Source organism: Pseudomonas sp. BB438 (assembly GCF_057180225.1).
In genome coordinates this window covers 1,398,663-1,417,672 of record NZ_CM170001.1, presented here as the reverse complement: position 1 = coordinate 1,417,672, position 19,010 = coordinate 1,398,663, and the positions used below count along the sequence as shown (strand labels likewise).

The 19,010-nt window shown below is 60.4% G+C and carries 17 protein-coding genes; 7 read left to right on the top strand and 10 right to left on the bottom strand.

The genetic code is table 11. The annotated features are described in order from the left end of the window. The first annotated feature begins 7 nt into the window (after positions 1–7). Genes AC1ZV1_RS06695 through AC1ZV1_RS06685 form a run of 3 tightly spaced genes read left to right on the top strand, consistent with a single transcriptional unit; the run spans position 8 to position 2,770 of the window. Complete coding sequence (locus AC1ZV1_RS06695) at positions 8–739, top strand: 2-phosphosulfolactate phosphatase (RefSeq protein WP_233299217.1); 732 nt, start codon at positions 8–10, stop codon at positions 737–739. 33 nt (positions 740–772) lie between these two features. Beyond that, on the top strand, positions 773–1,930 hold the full coding sequence (locus tag AC1ZV1_RS06690) for an acyl-CoA dehydrogenase family protein (RefSeq protein ID WP_233299218.1): 1,158 nt from the start codon (positions 773–775) through the stop codon (positions 1,928–1,930). Positions 1,931–1,990: 60 nt separating this feature from the next. After that, positions 1,991–2,770: a DUF2889 domain-containing protein gene (locus tag AC1ZV1_RS06685; RefSeq protein WP_233299219.1), complete on the top strand. Its 780-nt coding sequence runs from the start codon at positions 1,991–1,993 to the stop codon at positions 2,768–2,770. A 108-nt stretch (positions 2,771–2,878) separates the two neighbouring features. On the opposite strand, the gene AC1ZV1_RS06680 is transcribed toward AC1ZV1_RS06685, so the two are convergent. The 7 genes from AC1ZV1_RS06680 to AC1ZV1_RS06650 form a co-directional block, all read right to left on the bottom strand. Further along, the gene (locus AC1ZV1_RS06680; RefSeq protein WP_484296028.1) at positions 2,879–4,432 is read right to left on the bottom strand and encodes a long-chain-fatty-acid--CoA ligase; all 1,554 of its coding nucleotides are present in this window, start codon (positions 4,430–4,432) and stop codon (positions 2,879–2,881) included. A gap of 13 nt (positions 4,433–4,445) precedes the next feature. Further along, positions 4,446–5,507, bottom strand: coding sequence for an acyl-CoA dehydrogenase family protein (locus tag AC1ZV1_RS06675; RefSeq protein WP_484296027.1), 1,062 nt, complete (start codon positions 5,505–5,507; stop codon positions 4,446–4,448). Continuing rightward, positions 5,504–6,709, bottom strand: coding sequence for an acyl-CoA dehydrogenase family protein (locus AC1ZV1_RS06670; RefSeq protein ID WP_484296026.1), 1,206 nt, complete (start codon positions 6,707–6,709; stop codon positions 5,504–5,506). The genes AC1ZV1_RS06675 and AC1ZV1_RS06670 overlap by 4 nt, the downstream gene beginning before the upstream one ends. A 15-nt stretch (positions 6,710–6,724) precedes the next feature. Then, complete coding sequence (locus AC1ZV1_RS06665) at positions 6,725–8,020, bottom strand: FAS1-like dehydratase domain-containing protein (RefSeq protein WP_233299223.1); 1,296 nt, start codon at positions 8,018–8,020, stop codon at positions 6,725–6,727. Positions 8,021–8,052: 32 nt separating this feature from the next. Continuing rightward, positions 8,053–8,889, bottom strand: a complete 837-nt coding sequence (locus tag AC1ZV1_RS06660; protein WP_233299224.1) for an enoyl-CoA hydratase — start codon at positions 8,887–8,889, stop codon at positions 8,053–8,055. A gap of 13 nt (positions 8,890–8,902) precedes the next feature. After that, a complete protein-coding gene (locus tag AC1ZV1_RS06655; RefSeq protein ID WP_233299225.1) occupies positions 8,903–10,411 on the bottom strand; it encodes a class I adenylate-forming enzyme family protein in 1,509 nt (502 codons plus the stop codon). A 320-nt stretch (positions 10,412–10,731) separates the two neighbouring features. Next, positions 10,732–11,541, bottom strand: coding sequence for a FadR/GntR family transcriptional regulator (locus tag AC1ZV1_RS06650; protein ID WP_233299226.1), 810 nt, complete (start codon positions 11,539–11,541; stop codon positions 10,732–10,734). Positions 11,542–11,881: 340 nt separating this feature from the next. Here AC1ZV1_RS06650 and AC1ZV1_RS06645 point away from each other — a divergent pair, with 340 nt between their 5' ends. The 4 genes from AC1ZV1_RS06645 to AC1ZV1_RS06630 are packed head-to-tail and all read left to right on the top strand — an operon-like array spanning position 11,882 to position 15,838. Beyond that, positions 11,882–12,991, top strand: a complete 1,110-nt coding sequence (locus tag AC1ZV1_RS06645; protein ID WP_484296025.1) for an acyl-CoA dehydrogenase family protein — start codon at positions 11,882–11,884, stop codon at positions 12,989–12,991. A 14-nt stretch (positions 12,992–13,005) separates the two neighbouring features. Next, positions 13,006–14,199: an acyl-CoA dehydrogenase family protein gene (locus AC1ZV1_RS06640; protein ID WP_484296024.1), complete on the top strand. Its 1,194-nt coding sequence runs from the start codon at positions 13,006–13,008 to the stop codon at positions 14,197–14,199. Positions 14,200–14,258: 59 nt separating this feature from the next. Beyond that, entirely contained in the window at positions 14,259–15,017 is a 759-nt protein-coding gene (locus AC1ZV1_RS06635) for an enoyl-CoA hydratase-related protein (protein WP_418904194.1), read from the top strand. Next, entirely contained in the window at positions 15,014–15,838 is an 825-nt protein-coding gene (locus tag AC1ZV1_RS06630; protein WP_233299230.1) for an alpha/beta hydrolase, read from the top strand. Before AC1ZV1_RS06635 ends, AC1ZV1_RS06630 begins: the two co-directional genes overlap by 4 nt. A gap of 55 nt (positions 15,839–15,893) precedes the next feature. Here AC1ZV1_RS06630 and AC1ZV1_RS06625 read toward each other — a convergent pair whose 3' ends face one another. The 3 genes from AC1ZV1_RS06625 to AC1ZV1_RS06615 form a co-directional block, all read right to left on the bottom strand. Further along, entirely contained in the window at positions 15,894–17,348 is a 1,455-nt protein-coding gene (locus AC1ZV1_RS06625; protein WP_484296023.1) for an aldehyde dehydrogenase family protein, read from the bottom strand. Between the two features lie 13 nt (positions 17,349–17,361). Next, complete coding sequence (locus AC1ZV1_RS06620) at positions 17,362–18,129, bottom strand: SDR family NAD(P)-dependent oxidoreductase (RefSeq protein ID WP_233299232.1); 768 nt, start codon at positions 18,127–18,129, stop codon at positions 17,362–17,364. Between the two features lie 230 nt (positions 18,130–18,359). Next, positions 18,360–18,977 (bottom strand): TetR/AcrR family transcriptional regulator, encoded by a 618-nt coding sequence (locus AC1ZV1_RS06615; RefSeq protein ID WP_233299233.1) that lies wholly within the window; start codon positions 18,975–18,977, stop codon positions 18,360–18,362. Positions 18,978–19,010: the final 33 nt, after the last annotated feature.

Sequence of the window (19,010 nt, the reverse complement as noted above, 5' to 3'; positions counted from 1 at the left end):
GCTGAATATGGCCAAGCTTAATGTGTTGCTGCGCAAGGAAGATCTCGATCCTAGCATGCTCCACGACAAGGTCGCCGTAGTGATCGACACCCTGTTTGCCACCTCAACAATCGTGGCCGCCCTTCACCACGGCGCCAGCGACGTCTATCCGCTGGCGTCCTGGCAGATGGCTCACGACGTGGTACGCAACCTGGATATCGATAGTTACTTGCTGGCTGGCGAAAGCCACATGCAACGCATCTCCGGATTCGCCGGCTTCTCGCCGCTTGCATTGACCCGCGAGCCCCTGTCCGGCAAGCGCCTGGTGTACTCCACCACCAACGGCACCGTCGCGCTCAGCAAGGCCGCATGTGCTCGACATGTCTATGCCGCCGCGCTGCTCAACGGTCCGGCTGTAGCCCGACAACTACTACAGCACAGCGGTACCTCCATCATCGTTATCTGCTCGGGCTCAGCCGGCTTGGTAAACCTGGAGGACCTGTTCACTGCTGGTTACCTGGTAGATCGACTCTGCAACGAGAGCAACGGCGCCTGGGAGCTGACCGACACCTGCCGCATAGCGCTCGCGGTCTACTGGCAGTACTCCGATCAACCAGAGAGCTGCCTGCGCAATAGCCGCCTTGGCCAGCTTCTAGCCAAAGCCGACCTGGACGACGAGCTGCACTACGCCGCTCAACTCGGCTTACTCGAAGTCATCCCGACACTGGACGGTAATCGTCTGATTGCCCTAAACACCTGATCCCCATTCGCCATCGCCCCCCGGAGAAATACCATGGACTTCCAACTGCCCGACGAGTTGCTCGACCTGCAGCAGCGTACAAGGCGCTTCATCGCCGAACAAGTCATCCCGCTCGAGAGCGACCCGCGCCAAGACCGCCACGGTCCCAGCGAGGCGCTGCGCCGTGATCTTGTCGGCCTTGCCCGCGAAGCGGGACTACTGACGCCGCACGCCTCGCGCGATCTGGGTGGCCTGGGACTGTCGCATATCGCCAAGGCCATCGTCTTCGAAGAGGCGGGCTACTCCCCCCTCGGCCCTACCGCAATGAACATCGCGGCGCCTGACGAAGGCAACATCCACATGATGGAAGTGGTCGCCAGCCAGACCCAGAAAGACCGCTGGCTAAAAGCACAAATTGCCGGGGAAACGCGCTCCTGCTTCTGCATGACAGAGCCTGCTCCGGGCGCTGGCGCCGATCCCTCGATGCTGCAGACAACTGCGGTGAAGGATGGAGATCACTACATAATCAATGGCGTGAAGTGGTTCATCACCGGCGCAGTGGGGGCGCAGTACGCGATAATCATGGCGCGCATGGAAGACGGTAATGCCACCATGTTCCTCGCCGACATGAACAGTCCCGGCATCACCATTGAGCGATCCATGGATGCACTCGACAGCTGCTTCACCGGTGGCCATGCAGTGGTGCGTTTCGACAACCTTCGAATTCCGGCGAGCGACGTGCTCGGTGAAGTCGGCAAGGGGTTCCGATATGCCCAGGTCCGCCTGGCACCGGCCCGGCTGACCCATTGCATGCGCTGGCTCGGTCAGGCCAGGCGTGCCAATGACATCGCCAAACAATACGCACGCGAACGCTTCGCCTTCGGCAAGCCGCTAGGGGAGCACGAAGGCGTTGGATTCATGCTCGCCGACAATGAAATGGAACTGCACACGACGCGCTTGGCTATCTGGCATTGCGCCTGGGTTCTCGACCAGGGCCACAGCGGCAAGCATGAGTCGAGCATGACCAAGGTCATCTCCTCCGAAGCACAGTTCCGGATCGTCGATCGCTGCGTGCAAATACTTGGTGGCCGCGGCGTCACGGGAGAAAGCATCGTCGCGCGAATCTGGAGCGACATGCGCGCGTTCCGCATCTACGATGGCCCGTCGGAAGTACATCGCTGGAGCCTCGCCAAGCACTTGCTCAAGGCCTGATTCACCGGGCTCCGTCTTACACCGATGCGGAGCCTCGCCAATTCACCCGGAGAGACTGCCATGGCCAATGGATTTTCGCGCACCCAGGGTCGCTTTCGGCGCCTGATCGACCTCAGGAACCAGAGCCCATTTCTGGTGGTGGGGTGGCTGGAGGATGACTTCCACCACTTTGGCGTCAGCCTGGAACATGATGGCAAGCACATAACCGATGTGCGCATGGCAGCGCCGCGCACCCCCTGGGTCACCTGTCCCGGCGCCGCCGAACCGCTCCGCGAATTGATCGGCAAGCCATTGCTGCGGCGCGCCTCGGATATCGGCACGTTGTTGGAGATGCGCCAGCAATGCACCCATGTGTTCGACCTCACCGGACTAGCCATGGCCCATGCCGCTGCCGGGCGCACTCACCGGCGATATCAGGCGCTGGTTCCAGATCGCGAAATACTTCGCTGGGATGACAAGTGGCCGATCCTCGGCCCAACAATTGCCACGCTCCAGAACAACGGTGTCGAGGTCCTGCGCTGGGAAGTGGAGGGCAAACAGATCCGCGCGCCACTGGAGTGGGCAGGGCAATCTCTGGAACAAGGCTTTCGCGCCTGGACTGAGGCGATGGACGAAGAGCCGGCCGAATACGCCACTATCATGCGCCGCGCCCTGCTAGTTGCCGGCGGCCGAACCATCGACCACGATCGCTACGAGAGTGCCGGCATTTATCACCAGGAAGCCTTGTGCTACAGCTTCCAGCCGGAGCGCAGCCTGACCGCCCTGCGCAACTACGGAGCGACCTTGGACTATGCGGAAAGTCCCGAAGGCATGCTGCTTCAAGTGCACAAGATTCCCTGACAATAATCGCTTAGAACACAGCCATCGGTAATACTCATCAGCAACCTGTACAGGAGCCTTCGGAGTTGCAACTCAGGCCGGTGCTGGGCCTCGAGTGTACTGCCCTTGTCAGCCTGAGAGCTCCGTTGACCGACTGAGATAGGCTTCACGTAGCTGGTATTTGAGGATCTTGCCGGCGGCGGAGATCGGTAACTCCTCGCGCAGTTCGATGCTTCGCGGACATTTGTAGCCGGCGAGCCGGTCGCGGCAATGCCGGATCAGCTCTGCAGCATCGGGGGCCTCTCCGGCATGCAGGACCACTACGGCATGCACGGCCTCGCCCCATTCAGCATGCGGTACGCCAATCACGGCGCATTGGGCCACCGCCGGGTGCTGGTAGAGGGCACCCTCTACCTCGACCGACCAGATGTTTTCGCCACCGCTGACGATCATGTCTTTGATCCGGTCGGCAAGATGGAGGACGCCATTGGTATCCATGAATCCGCCATCGCCACTATGCAGCCATCCGTCGCGCAGGACCTCGGCAGTCTCGCGTGGCAGCTTCCAGTAGCCCTGCATTACCCCCGGACCCCGAACGACGATCTCGCCGCACTGGCCGACCGGTAGCTCCACCCCGGTACTATCGACTATCCGTACTTCACAGGTAGGAGTTGGTCGTCCAACGCTACCCGGACACAGCCCCCCGCCCCGTTCGACACCGAACGGCCCAGTCGGAAGCGCAGCCACCACCGGTGCCAATTCGGTCATGCCATATACCTGGATGAAAGCGACGCGCGGCAGCGCGGCCTTGGCTCGCTCCAGTAAGGCGGGAGCCATTGGCGCCGCCCCATAGACGATTGTCCGCAACGCCGAAAGATCCTGGCTCGTAAACTCAGGCGCATCCAGCAAGCGCTGGAGCATCGTCGGCACCAGGAAGGTTTCGCCGATGCGCTCGTCCACCAGGCTACGAAGTATCGCCGTCGGGTCGAACTGGCCATGAATGACATGGCAGGCTCCCCTCAAGGCGGCCTGCAGCACCAGCGCCAGGCCACCGACGTGGAACAGCGGCGCCACCTGCAACACTTTGTCGATCGACTCGCGCGGAGCAGCCGCCAAAGTAGACAGCGCATTCCCAAGAAGATTGGAATGGGAAAGCATCACCCCTTTGGGTGTACCGGTAGTGCCGCCGGTATAGAGCAGTGCGGCCAGATCATCGCCGACACGCCTGACATCATCGATCGGGGAATAGGCCAGCAATTGCGAGAAGGTTTGACAGCCGACCGGACTATCGCTCTCTGCGCACGACAACACGCAGCGCAGATGGGTGCAGCGCTCGCGCAGAAGCGGAGCCAGCGCAGTGAAACTATCGTCGACGAACAGCACGCCAGTTTCGCTGTCATCCAGCGAGTAGGCCATTTCGCTGAGGCTCCAGCGGATGTTGATTGGGTTGATCACCCCGCCGGCCCAAAGAATTGCGTACAGGCACAGCAAATAACGGTCCGAGTTCAGCGCCAGCAGACCAACCCTGTCGCCGGGTTCTACCCCCGAAGCGCGCAGAGCGCCTGCCAGACGCGCTACCTGCTCCAGGAAAGTCCGATGGTCGGTGCGCCGTGGGCCATACACGCAAGCCATTGCAGTCGGCCGCTCGCGGGCGGCCTTGTGCAGGCTAAGGGTCAGTTGCACGTGCCCTCTGCCGTTAAAGGCTGATTCGCGCGCGCTGGGCGCTGGCATTCCCCATCCAGGCGTAATCGAACATCGCCCGCTTCAGGTAGATCTGCACATCGCACTCCCAGGTGTAGCCAATGCCTCCGTGTAACTCGACCGTGTCCCTGGCAACCTGCAGGAATCGCTCGGTGAGGTGCGCCTTGGCCAGTGCCGCGTAACGCTCGGAGTCGGCCGGGATATGATCGAAGGCGTGCGCGGCATACCAGTACAACCCGCGTGTCGGTTCGATCTCTACGGCCATGTTGACGAGCTGGTGCTTGACCGCCTGGAACTGACCAATTGGCTGACCGAATTGCTCGCGAATCTTCGCGTAGTCCACTGCCATCTGCACGCAACGCGAAGCGCCACCGAAGGCATCCGCCGCCAGTAGCACCAGGGCAGCGTCACGCAGACGGGTAGCAACGCCAACGTCATTGATCAGGCGTTCCACCGATACGTTAGTGAACTGAACGCCTGCCAGCGGACGGGTACGATCAACGGCATCCTCGGCCAATACCTCAAGGCCCACACTGGCGCGATCAACCAAGCCCAACCCACCACCAGCCAGGCCAACCAGCAGCAAATCAGCATGCTCGGCAAAGGGCACGCGCTGCTTGCGGCCATTGAGCCGGCCGCCCTCGTCAGTCAGGCGCCACTGTTCGGGCTGCCAACCGCCCACCTCGTCGAATGCCACTGTCGCCAGCATCTCACCACTGGCCAGTGCCGGCAGGTAACGCGCGCGCTGCGCCTCTGAACCACCCCAGGCAATCGCAAGCCCCGCCAGGACATGGCCCAGGAAGGGTGTGGGAGCGGCACGCCCACCCAGCACCTCGGCGACCAGAGCCAGGTCGATCATTTCCATGCCCGATCCACCATGCGCTTCCGGCAGGGCGATACCCGCCACGCCCAGGGCCACCAACTCCTGCCACAGCTGTGCGTCGAATCCAGCCTCGTCGAACAACTCATGCAGGCGGGTGGAGGGGCAGCGATCATCGAGGAAACGCAGCAAGGTGTCCTGGAACTCCGTCTGTTCCGGTGAAAGCAAGAAATTCATGGGTTGCCCCCCTCCTGGCTGGCATCGCGTGGCAGCCCGAGACCGCGTTCCGCGATGATATTGCGCTGGATGTTCGACGCACCGCCAGCGATGGCAATGCCCAGGGAACCGAAGAACTGGTTGTTCCATTTCTCCGGTCCGGCGCCCCGCGTACCTTCCGGCGGTGGCGCGAGAAGCAGATCGTCGCCCATCAGGTCACGCGCCAGCTTGGCCACTTCGTGGCCGATCTGCGTCGAGACCAGCTTATTCATCGACGCGACTATGCCTGGAGACTGACCGTGAGCGGCCATGGAGAACTGCCGGTAGCTGGAGTAGACGTGAGACGCGACATAACCCTCGAGAACCAGCAGGCGCTCTCGAATTATCGGATCGTCGATTGCCAGTCCACCATTCAGGGAAGTACTGCGCGCGAGGTCGACTAGTTTGTCGAACAGGGCCTGTGAGGTGGTGGCGTTACCGATAAAACTGTTGCGCTCATGGACCAGCGTGGTCTTTGAAACCTGCCAGCCCTTGCCACGCTCACCGACGATCCAATCTGCCGGCGTGCGGGCATTGTCGAAGAACACTTCGCAGAACTCCTGACCACCGGTCACCTGCTTGAGCGGGCGTACAGTCACGCCGGGCTGCTTGAGGTCCAATAACAGGTATGACAGCCCTTGATGTTTGGGCGCTTCCGGCTCGGTGCGGACCATCGCAAACATGAAGCGGGCATGCTGCGCCAGGGTGCTCCAGACTTTCTGCCCATTGATGATCCACTCGTCGCCCTGCAAGACCCCCTTGGTGCGCACCGAAGCCAGGTCGGATCCGGCATTCGGCTCGCTATAACCCTGCGCCCAAAGATACTCACCAGTCAGGGTCTTGGGAATGAAGTGCTCTTTCTGCCAGGGCGTACCGCACTCCAGCAGAGTCGGCACGAGCATTCCCACGCCGACGCCGGGCACTTCCATAGGTGCACGCAGGCGGCTGAACTCCTCACGGATGATCTGCCCGCGCATCACGTCCGGAGCCTGCTCCGAACCGCCGAACACGGTCGGAATCGCACGGTATAGGTAGCCCTGCCTAATCGCCTTTTGACGGAAGGCCGCCTCGGCGGCTCGCCGCTCCTGCCTGGGCAGCCCCACAAGGGGCTGCCAGGCTTGTTCGAGGAAGGCACGGACTTCACGCCGGAAGCTCTCGTATTCGGCTCCGTAGACAAGTTCCATAGTGGTTCTCCCGCCCTACTTTGCCGACTTGCCGGCGGTCAGCAGTTCCCAATGCCGAGCCATCATCTTCGCTGCACGCGCCTTGAGCTCACGCGGCGGTTCCGGCAGTACCAGTACACCATCGTCACGGCCGGGCAGTGCGATGACCGCGTCGCAAAGCACTGTCTCTTCACCACGCTGGTTGGTCATCTTCACCTTGACGTCGACCAGGTTGAGACCGTCTTCCTGGCGCTTGCCCACAACTTCACCTGTGATGAACTGCGTATCGCCCATGTAGTTGAATTTACGGATCTCGTCGTACTGCTTGTAGACCCAACCGCTGTCGCCGGCCCAGTCGCTAAGGAACCGATACAGGTAGTTCTCGCGCATCACGCCATAGTCGTAGGCCATGGGGTTGCCGATCGCCTTCGCCCATTCGCTGTCCCAGTGCAGGCGCTGGGCGACATCAGGAATGCCGTACTCGTTCTTCACATAGAAGGGGGCGATGCGTTTGCGGTTCTTGTGCCACAGGCGACCGGTGCGCAGGCCATAAGGTACCCAGCCATAACCGCCGCCATGGAAGTTCACCACATCGGTGACGGTCAACGGACCGGACGCACTAGGGCGCATTGCCTCGCCAACACGGACGTCTTCCCAGAACAGGGTGTCGGCTCCACGCGGCACATCGTTCTCGTAAAGCGCATCGATTTTCGCCAGGTCTTCGTCGCTGTAACACGCCGGCTCGATCTCGGAATACTTGCCTTTCTCGCGAGCCTTCTTGCGCTCAGTGAGGATTGCGCGGTAGCGATACACGGCCACCACTTCACCGCGCTGGTTGACCTTCACCTGGCTGTTGAAGCGGGTCACCGAGCGCCCGGCGAACTCGGACTGTTTGACCTCCAGGCCATCTTCGCCACCGAAACTGTAGAGGCTGTCGCCGGGAAAAATCGGCTTGAAGAAGGTCCACTCGCCACCGGAGATGAACATGTGGATACCGCGGAAGAGGCTTTTGGTCTTCGCCTTCAAGTCGTCGGAAAGCGGGTCGCCCTTGAGCGGCTTATTGATGACACCGGCCATCATCGCCGGGGCGATCACCGAGCCCCAGCGGGTGGAACGGGCGTACTCCGGATCGCAATGCAGCGGATTGTCGTTACCGCAGGAGAAGGCAAAGCTACGGATATTGTCTTCGCTGGCGGTGGTGATCTGCTCCTGGTCACGGCAGGCCAGATCGACACCCAGCAGCAGTTTCGCGCGCTCGATATCGTGATCGGTCAGCTCGTAAGCGGTGGCCTTCTCGAATTCGTCACTGAGCTTTTTTTCTTCTTGTGCCATGGGTCAGGCTCCACATCGAATCGGTAGGGGGTTCAGGTGCCGCTGAACTGCGGCTTACGTTTTTCCATGAAGGCCTTCACCGCCTCGCGCTGGTCGCTGGTCAGCGACGACAGCACCATGTGCGTGGCCTCCATATCGAGGATCTGTTCCAAGCTGCCATCTACCGCCGCATTCAGATTTTTCTTCATGAAGCGGTAAGTCAGCGGAGGACCGTCGGCCAAACGCCGCGCCAACACCTGGGTTTGCGCCTCGAGGTCGGCGTCGGCGACCAGCCGGCTTACCAGGCCGATACGCTGCGCCTCGTTGGCGTCGAGCATGTCGGAAAGGAACATCAGTTCACGGGTCTTGGCGCTACCAAGCAGGCGGGTCAGGAAGTAGCTGGCCCCGTAGTCACCAGAGAACCCGACTTTGGCGAAACCGGTGGTGAACGAAGCATTTTCGGAGACAACGCGGAAGTCACAAGCAGCGGCCAACGCCATACCGACGCTGACCGTGGCGCCGCGAATCATAGCGATGGTCGGCTTGTCCATTTGATACAACAGACGCACCGCTTCCATGTTGCCGCGCAGCCAGTCGATTCGACTGGCCACATTGTCCGGCGCACGCTCCTTGCGTGGCGCCGGGGCAGCATCACTTGACTCCTCGGCCTTCTTCTCCGGCTTGCCGGCGATATCCCCACCCGCGCAGAAGGCCCGGCCAGCACCAGTAATGACTACCACCCGCGCGGCATGGTTGCGCGATGCGCGCTCCATGCCTTCACGGAGCGTGCGGAGCAGCGGGGGGTTCAACGCATTGAGACGCTCGGGACGATTCAGTGTCAGCGTCAGCACACCATCTTCGAGTTTTTCAAGCAGCAGAACTTCACTCATCGCGAGCGCTCCATCATTTGGCGAACAGAGCACGAACTTCGTGCTGGCTGACCTTCAACGAGGGGGTGCGTGGCAGCGCCTCAACAATCTTCAGTTGCGCCGGCACCTGGTAGGCCACTAGTCGCTGGCGCGCGAAACCGAGCAGCTCCTCGGGCGTGACTGCTGGCACTCCCAGTTGCAACTGAACGGCGGCCACGGGAATCGCGCCCAGACGGTCGTCGGCCAGACCGACCACACACGCCTCATGCACCGCCGGGTGCTCACGAAGGATTTTCTCCACATCGCGCGGGAGTACCTTGAAGCCGCCGCGCATGATTGCGTCGTCAGCCCGGCCACGAATGAACAGGAATCCGTCGCCATCGATTTCAGCCAGGTCGGTAGTGCGCAACCAACGATTGGCGTCGACTTGCGCGGTACGGACCTCCAACAGGCCGACCTCGCCAGTGCCCAGCACGCTACCGTCCTCAGCACTCACCACACGCAATTCGCAGCCGGGTTGCGCACGCCCAACCGAGCCACGTTTGTCCTTGCTGTAAAGGCGGTGATCCTTGAGCGTCCAACCGGCTACGGCGCCAGCGAACTCGGTGGCACCGTAGGTATCGAGCAGCGGGAAGCCATAGATACGCTCAAACTCTTCTGCCATGGCCGGGTCCAGCGGTGAGCTGCCCGTGCGAATCGCCAGCAGGCTGGCCAGCTTCTCCGGCGGCACCTGAGCGTCGATGATCATGCGAATCGCCGTAGGTGGAAGCGAGACGGTCCGAGCCTGGTGCTCAGAAACAACACGAACAAACTCCTCGACGGTGAACTTCTCGAGAATCGCCAACGGCCGGGCGCCAACGATCGCCAGCATCGCGAAATACATGCCGCCGATGTGCACCAGCGGCGTACACAGCAGTCCCGCCGTCGCCTTGAGCTGCAGCTGTTCCTTGCCGCCGCGCGACTCATAGTGCATGGAGTCGAAAAGCGCCCGTTCGAAATTTCCGTACTCCAGCTGGATACGCTTGGCAGGGCCGGTAGTACCGCTGGTAAGCATGAGAATGCAGATGTCCGGTTGCGGCTCGGCGAACTTGCGCGCGGGGTCAAGATTCTCGAGCCCAGCTACTCGATCGACCCGCAGCACTGGCTGCGAACGAATGGAAATGCCCAGCGACCCTACCGCACGAGAGGCTTCGAGAAGTTCACCGACCTGCCAGTCCTCTTCATCGGCGATCAGTACCGCCAGATTCAAGCGACGAAGATCGTCGGCGATTTTCTGCGGGTGCTGGAAAGGATTGAGAGCGACGACGCAACGCCGCGAGGCAATAACCTGCATAACTGCGACAACATGCGCCGGTCGGTTGCGCAGGAGAATGCCTATGGGCATTCCTGGACCAAGACCTGCGACCTGGAGCATCTCTTCAATGCGATGCGCCATATCAGCGACGCTCTGCCAGGTACACCATTCGCCGCGATACTCGAAGGCGCCTCGCGCAGGGTCCAACGCCATGACCGCTTCAATGCGTTCCCCCAATCCATTTGTCATCAACCACCTCTCTGATCGCAGACCTTACCATGCCGTATTCAGCTAAATCATATTAATCCTATATATGATTAGAAGGCAACGCCAAAAACCTGAAATGTGTGCAGATGCCCGCAAACGGAACCGACAGGTATGAGGCGTTAATGACCGTCAGGTTCTCTGAAAGAGACGCGAGGAACGTAGAGAGAGCAATACAGGAAGAGCTCGCGCAACGGCGAACCTGATCAGTACTGCGCGGTGCCGGACGAAAAGGTCCAGACGAAGGAGTGATCAGAAAAAAAGCCGGGGGGCCGACCACCACCAGCTCCCCGGCGAAAGCTAAGTCAAGAATCCTTGAACAGCTCAGAAATGCGCAGATCCTCGAATCCGCTCACCCAGACCCTGTTTGCCCGGGACAGATGGCGCCGCCAGTGCGATTCAGCTTGATCGGTATCGCGCTGCTCGATCAGCTGAATCAGCCGCTCTTGAGAACGCAACCCGGTCGCCGCGGCCATCATCGCCACATCGTGACCACCCCGGCGCTTCATGGAGATCACCATGGCCTGATGCCGTTCAACCACCTCATGCATGGCCGCCCACAAGTGAATCAACGGCTTGTTTCCGGACAGTTCCACCAGCATGCGTTGGAACCGGGCCAGACCATAGGCGAAGGCCTTGGGATCATCGATCACCTGACGCTCCTCTTCCACCACCTGACGCAGCACAGCGGGAGCGACATTCGCTGCATGCTCTACGACAAACCGCACTGCCGAGGGCTCGAACGCCATACGCGCCTCGTACACCTCATGCACTGTAGTACCTTCGGCCTGAAGCACCATAAGGGCATAACTGGCAATGAGTGACGGATTCGGCGCATGGATGATTGCACCGCCCTTCGCCCCCCGCGCCACGGTGATCAAGGCCTCTGCCTCGAGAATTCGGAAGGCTTCGCGAATGGTGGGGCGCGAGACGCCAAACTCCTCCATGAGCCTGCCCTCGGCTTGCAATACATCACCCTCGCGCAGCTCACCACTGACAATCTGCTTCTTAATATGCGCAGCAACAATCTGCGGTGCCTTGGGTATGTGGAGCGCCTGCCGGCGCTCGCCAGTGGTACCCCGGCTGAGACCGGGAAACTCCTTGATATCTGACATGAATGGTTCTTCTTCTGCTATTCGCCAGGCTTACCGCTCGCACTTGACGAGGAGCGAGCACCAAAATTATTCGTATCAATCATATCTATTTTTATTACGAATTTGCAGCCTCCTACCCAATACGTGAGCGCGTGAGGCACCGCCCTCTTCCGCTTTACATCAGCGAAAATTGCTCCTTGGGCATACAGACTGGCCTCGACAGGAATCTGACTGCATCATCCAAAAGCAGGTAGACGTGATGGCGAAGCTCCTTCTCGCCCTTGCCAAGCTCTTTCGGGGCATGGCAGATTATATGTATAAATCATCTATATCTTTATGCAACCTACATTCGAGGCGCGTGATGAATTTTGACTTCTCCGATGACCAGCGGATGCTGCGCGACCATGCCCAGCGTTTCCTCGGCGAAAGCATTGATTGCCATGCACTGCGCGCCATGCTCGATGCCGGTCGTGAGTTCGACGATGGACTCTGGCAGCAGATCGTCGAGCAGGGCTGGCTAGGTGTAGCCATAGACGAGGAGCTTGGTGGTTTGGGACTGGGAACCCTGGAGCTGTGCGTCCTTATGGAAGAGCTGGGCCGAGCGCTAGCGCCGGTACCTTTCTTCAGCACCGTCTGCCTCACCGCTGAGCTGCTCAAACACAGCGGCTCTCCAGCAGCAAAGGAATACCTGCCCGGCCTTGCCGTCGGAGAGTTCATCGCCTGTGCCGGTCTGATGACCCCGGATCGTGATTGGAACAAGAACTCCCTGTGCATCCACGCCGGGAAGCTGATTGGGAGCAGCGGTGCTCTGGCGTACGCAGGTCAGGCGGACATAGCTGTGATTCCTGCATTGGAGCAGGGGAAACCACAATTGCTGCTGATCCACCTGGATCAGCCAGGCGTGCGGCGCGAACGTTTGAGCGGTATAGACCCTCTGACTCCACACGCACGCTTGCACTTTGAAGGTGCTGAGGTCCTGCGCTTATGCGAAGGCGAAGCGGCTGTGACGTGCATGCAGCGGGTCGTTGACCAAGCAGCAGTGCTGAACGCCTTCGAGCAGATCGGTGGAGCCGCGCGAGCCTGCGATTTGACCCGTGATTACGCGCTCGAGCGATTCACCTTCGGTCGTCCTATCGGCAGCTACCAGGCCGTCAAGCACAAGCTCGCGGACATGTCAGTGAAAATCGAACTCGCCCGTTCTAACGCCTACTTTGGCGCCTGGGCAATGCACGCCGGCAGCACAGCAGAACTGAGCCTGGCTGCCGCTAGCTCACTGCTATCTGCGAGCGAGGCCTATCAGTACTGCGCCGAGGAGTGCCTGCACCTGCATGGCGGGATCGGATACACCTGGGAAGCGGATTGCCACTTCTTCTACAACAAGGCTCGCCTACTGGCCGTCAGTGTCGGCAATTACGCAGCCTGGGTTGATCGGTTATTGGCCGACGACTGCCTGAATGCCCTGCACAGCTGAGCGAGGATGCCAACATGGATTTCAATGACTCTCCCGAAGAAGCCGCGTTTCGCCTGCAGATACGCAACTGGCTAGGTGCCAACGCCCAAGAGTTCAAGCGACCAATCGATCCTGAGACTGATGTTCAGTCCTATGTTGCCAAAGGTCGCGAATGGCAGAAGAAGAAAGCAAAGGCCGGCCTGGCGGCAATCCGCTGGCCGAAGGCAGAAGGTGGTCTCGACGGTACACCGATGCAGGAGGTGATCTTCCACGAGGAAGAGTCTCGCTATCACGTGCCTGTCGGTCCCTTCGTTACCATTGGTACCCACTTGGCTGTACCCACCATTCGCCGCCATGGAACGCCAGAACAGATAGAGCAGTTCACCCGACCGACGCTTGAAGGTGACTTGCTCTGGTGCCAACTCTTCTCCGAGCCCTCTGCGGGCTCCGACCTGGCCAACATTCGCACGCGGGCTGTGCGTGATGGGGATGACTGGGTACTCAATGGCCAGAAGGTCTGGACGTCCTGGGCCCACGTGGCCGATTGGGGAATCCTGATCGCCCGTACTGACCCGAGCCTTCCCAAGCACAAGGGCCTCACGTACTTCGTGGTAGACATGCGCAGTCCCGGCATCGACGTTCGACCGATTCGGCAGATCTCCGGCGAGTCAGAGTTCAACGAAGTGTTTCTGACCGACCTCCGTATCCCCGACGCCAATCGGATAGGCGCCATTGGCGACGGCTGGAAGTGCGCGATGACCACGCTGATGAATGAGCGAGTGAGCGTCGGCGGTGAAAGCCAGAGCCTACCCACGGTAAGCGAAATGATCACCGAGGTGCGGGCACACTCGGCAGAGCGATCAGAAGATCGCTTCCGCATGGCTCAGCTACTGACTCAGGAAATGGGTCTGCGCTATTTTCGCTTCCGCCTGCTGACCTCCCTTTCCAAGGGCGAGACACCAGGTCCAATCGCCGCCATGAGCAAGCTGGTATACGCCAATATGCTCCAGGATCTCTCCGCCATGGCGCTGGATGCGGGTGGCGTGGACAGCCTGTGTAGCCAAGACAACCACCTGCACAAGTTCAAGCATGGGTATACCTGGGCCGCCGCTCTGCGTATCGCCGGCGGTGCTGACGAGATTCTGCGCAACCAGATCGCGGAACGCGTCCTTGGACTTCCGGGCGAGATCCGCGTCGACAAGGACATCCCCTTCTCCGAGTGCCGATGATCGGCCGTGCCGCCGCCTCGGAACAATCCGGGGCGCCGCACCCTACGGTGAGAACCTACGTGATCGACTGCATCCTCAGCGACCTGAGCAAGGGCGTGCTGACTCTTCGTCTGAACCGCCCCGAAAAGTACAATGCATTGACCAACGCCATGTATACGACGCTGGCCAACACCCTCTCCACTGCGAATCAGGACCCTGCAGTCAAGGTGGTGATCATCACCGGAGGCAGTACCTGCTTCACGAGCGGCAATGATCTTAGGGACTTCGTGGAAGCACCACCAACCCACCTCGACGCCCCCGCCTTTCGCTTCATGAAAAGCGTCATTGATCTGGAGAAGCCACTGATCGCCGAAGTCTGCGGTGCCGCCATAGGCATTGGGACCACGCTGCTGCCACACTGCGACCTAGTTTTCGTTACTCGCAACAGCAAGTTGAGTATGCCGTTTGTCAAGCTCGGACTGTGCCAGGAGTTCGCCGCCAGCCTGACGATGCCGGCCATCCTCGGACCGACCCGCGCGACCCAGTTGCTGCTTTGTGGAGACACGTTCAATGGTCAGCAAGCCGCCGACTGGGGTCTTGCCAACGCCGCTTTCGAAAGCGCAGAGGAATGCCTGGAAGCTGCCCGTAGCCATGCTAACAAGCTCGCCGCAGCCCCCCAGGACGCACTACGCACTAGCAGGAGATTGCTGCGATCGGCCTCCTTGTGCGCACTCCGCGCGACTATCCAAGCAGAGAACGAGGCCTTTATCACCTGCGTACAATCCGACTTGACGCGCGGCACCCTGCAGACGCTGGTGAACTCTAGCAGCAAGCGATGAGTAGCTATCAGCTCCATTGCAACCGCCACAAAGGGGATCACGCTAAAGCGCCGCTACTGCTGGTGCATGGCATTTGCCACAATAGCCAGTGCTGGGACACCAACTATGTGCCGTTCTTCACCGTACGAGGCCACGACGTCTACGCGTTGAATCTGCGCGGCCATGGCACCGACCGAAGACAGCTCGATCAATTCGGTCTAGACGATTATGTCGACGATGTAATCGCCGCCCTCGGACAGCTTGATGGCAAGGCCATCCTGGTAGGGCACTCCATGGGCGGTGCTCTTGTGCAGAAAGCCATGAGCCAAGCCAGCTCCAAGATTGCAGCAGTGGTACTGCTGGCCTCCATGGTGCCAGGATCAATGACGGCACTGGAGAAGCTACTGCTATTGCGAAAACCCAAGAGCGTGCTCGCACTTCGGCGGCTGTTGGCCGGCACATCGCTGTCGCCGAAGCAGATCAACCGACTCCCCTTCTTTATGGGACGGCTGAGTGAGCAACACACTCAAGGCGCGGTTCGCTGGCTACAACCCGAGTCGAAAAAGGCACTGCGTGAACTCGGAAGTTTTGCTACCCAAGGCGGCACTCAACCGTTTCCACTGCTGGTGCTAGGCTCGCGCCAGGATTACCTGTTCGGTGCCAGCTCCCTACGACGGACAGCGGCCCATTATCGGACCCAGGCGGTTGTTCTGGAACAAGGCTGCCACGACTTGATGCTCGATCCCGACTGGCTCAGCAGCGCCACCTATATCGCCAACTGGCTGGACGAGCATCTGCCGTGCATCCCACCACAGCGCTACCAAATAATCAGCAGCGAGTAGCCCGAGATCAGTTGCCCGGCGCTAAAAAGGCCCTCAAGCATGAGGGCCTTCAACATTAGGCTGGCATGCTCACTGTCTTCAGACGGATAAACTCATCCAGCCCCGGTCGCCCCCCCTCCTTTCCGTAACCAGACAGACCCAGCCCACCAAAGGGAGCGCACGCCGGAATATTGCGCGTACCGTTGATATGCACGTAGCCGGTCTTGAGCCCCGCCGCCAGGCGATTGGCCCGCCCCAGGTCATGGGTCTGGATATAGCCACCCAAGCCGTAGCCGGTCGAGTTGGCCAGCGCTATCGCCTCCGCCTCATCCTTGAAGCGCTGTATCACCAGCACCGGGCCGAACACCTCCTGCTGAGAAATCTCACTGCTCGCGTCGACATCGGCAAAAATGCTCGGACGGACATAGCAGCCCTGAGCGAGATCACCGCCGGCACGTTCACCACCCAGCACCACCCGCGCGCCGGATGTCCTGGCTCGCTCAACCATGCCTAGAATACGTGAGCAAGCCGCCTCGTTGATCACCGGACCGATGATGGTTGAAGCCTCGAATGGATCGCCCATCGGCAGATGTCCCACCACGGCAGCCACGGCCTCGATCATCTGCTCATAGATGCTGCCCTGTACCAGCAAGCGGGTCGGCAGTTCGCAACCCTGCCCACTGAGCAGGCCAACGCTCCAGAACGCCGCCATCTGTGCCACGGAAGCCACATCGGCATCGTCGAAAACGATGTTAGCCGACTTGCCCCCCAACTCCAGCACCGTCGGCTTCAGCAGGTCGGCGCATTGGTGGAGGATCTTGCGCGCGGTGATCGGCCCGCCGGTGAAGGTCACTTTCTGCACGTCAGGGTGACCGATCAACGCCTGCGCCGCCTCAGTGGAGCCTGGCAGGACATTGACCACACCCGGAGGAATACCTGCCTGCAGCGCCAGCTTGACAAAAAGCTGCGCGGCAAACGGTGTCTGCTCAGCCGGCTTGACCACGACCGTGTTGCCGGCGGCCAAGGCCGGGGCGACTTTCATACCGAGAGAAATCAGTGGCCCATTCCACGTGATGATGATGCCAATGACCCCATAGGGTTCAGGGCGCGTGTAGATGAGTTCTTCGGCGGGAGGAATGGAAACCACCTGACCGTCGATCTTGTCCGCCCAACCAGCGTAATAGCGTGTCCACTCCTCGCCCAATCGGGGGCCACCGGCCCCAATAGTGATGGGTGTCCCCCCCTCAATGGCAGCAAGCCGAATGAATTCGTCGGCGTGCTGCTGGATCAAGTCGGCAAAGCGATTTAGCAGCAGCGCCCTCTGCGCCCCCGGCGTACGCCTCCAGATCGCGAATGCCAGGCTGGCGGCGGCAACAGCCTGATGCACTTCGGCGGGACCAGCTAATGGAATGTCTGCCTGATGCTCGCCATTGGCCGGGTTGATATGGGCGAAAACGCCGCCGCTGCCCTGGGTCAGCTCGCGCTCGCCGATAATCAGGCTGGCGACGGGAGGATTGCGATCGTAGATCATGCCAATTCCTCCTTCACACGCGAATCTGCTGGCCGTCGTCGACAGCGACTATCTGGCCACGGACGTAGCTCGCCGCATCGGAAAGCAGGAACACACCCACGCGGGCGATCATGTCCGGCGTCGCCACCCGGTCGGTCGGCCGCCCCAGCGCCTGCCCCCACTTGGCCATGTCATCGACGCTCATCAAGGGTTGCATGCCTTCGGTGGCCACGGTTCCCGGCGCCACGGCATTGACCCGGATGTTGTCCTTGGCCAGTTCGCGGGACAGGTTGATGGTCAGTCCGTTCACACCGAGCTTGGTCAGCGAATACACACCCGTCGCCTGGTAGGCACCGATGGAAGACACATTGAGGATCGCCCCGCCACCTCGCTTACGCAGCGCGGGTACGACAGCACGGGCCATCCACAACTGACCATTGAGCATCACCTCAGTGATCTGGCGGTACTTCTCGATGGGAATGTCGATCAGCGAAGGGAATGCCGCGGCAGACAACAGGCCGGCATTGTTGACCAGATAATCGAGCCCGCCAAAGCGTTCGTGGACAGCTTTGACACAAGCCTCGCAGGAGGCCGGGTCACTGACATCTGTGCGCACTGCCAGCAGTTGGTCCTTGAATCCAAGCTCCTCAACAGCCTTCTGGGCAATCTCCAGATTAATGTCCGCTATCCCTACGCGGGCTCCTTGCTCCGCGAGCAATCGAACATACTCGCGGCCCATTCCCTGGGCCCCGCCGGTGACGATGGCAACCTTGTTGTCGAAACTCATCTTGTTGTTTTCCATTACGTTGGTCCTTCCTCTCGAATCAGCCGGCCGAGAGCTCCAGCTCAATCGTCTGAGAATCAGCCTTAGCCGCTCCGCACTAGGGGCAGCCTCAATCTTCCGAAACCTCAGCCCAGCGCGTGCCGACGAAGGTCCCTTCCTCAGACCACCCAGCGCTTCGTCATTCCGAACGCCATGCTTGTGTCCTCTTCATTGTTGTTATGAGCCAGTAACCACCGATGTCGTGCTGCTTATGGAAACTCGTCCTCCGGCAGCAGCAGAAGACCTTGCAGAAAGCGCGCAACGATGAGGCCAGCGGCCCGCGCATCTCGCGTGCGGTTGCCATCCATGCTCAGCACCAAACCGAGGGCGAGGCTGTGGAAGGCATGCGTCATCTGATCGAGATCGACCGGGGGGCGTTTGCCAGCTTTCTCGAAGTTGAAGGCGATCAGCTCGCCGATGCTGCTGCTGATTCCGTCCAGATAGTGCTGGTACGCACTGGCAAACTGCGCATCGCGCCGCGCCTGAAGGCGCACTTCGACAGCGAACAGCCCCCATGGCGTTTCGTCGATCAACGCGGCGAAGCGATCGGCTATCACCTGGAAGAAGTCGGCCTGGCCAGCATGCTCTTCCACCAATAGGCGCCAACGCCCGACTTCATGCTCGCTCAGCTCGCGCAAGAGCTCGAGAAGAATCTCGTGCTTTCCCTTGTAGTTGGCATAGAAGGCCCCTCTCGAATAGCCGGCGGTCTCGGCAATGCGATCGATGGAGGCACCAGCGAAACCGTTGGCAGCGAACTCCGACAACGCCGCCTGGCGCAGCTTCTGCTGGGTCAGATCACGGCTTTGCTCACGGGTCAGGCGATTCATGTAATCAACCCAAGATCATCATATTTATCTAAA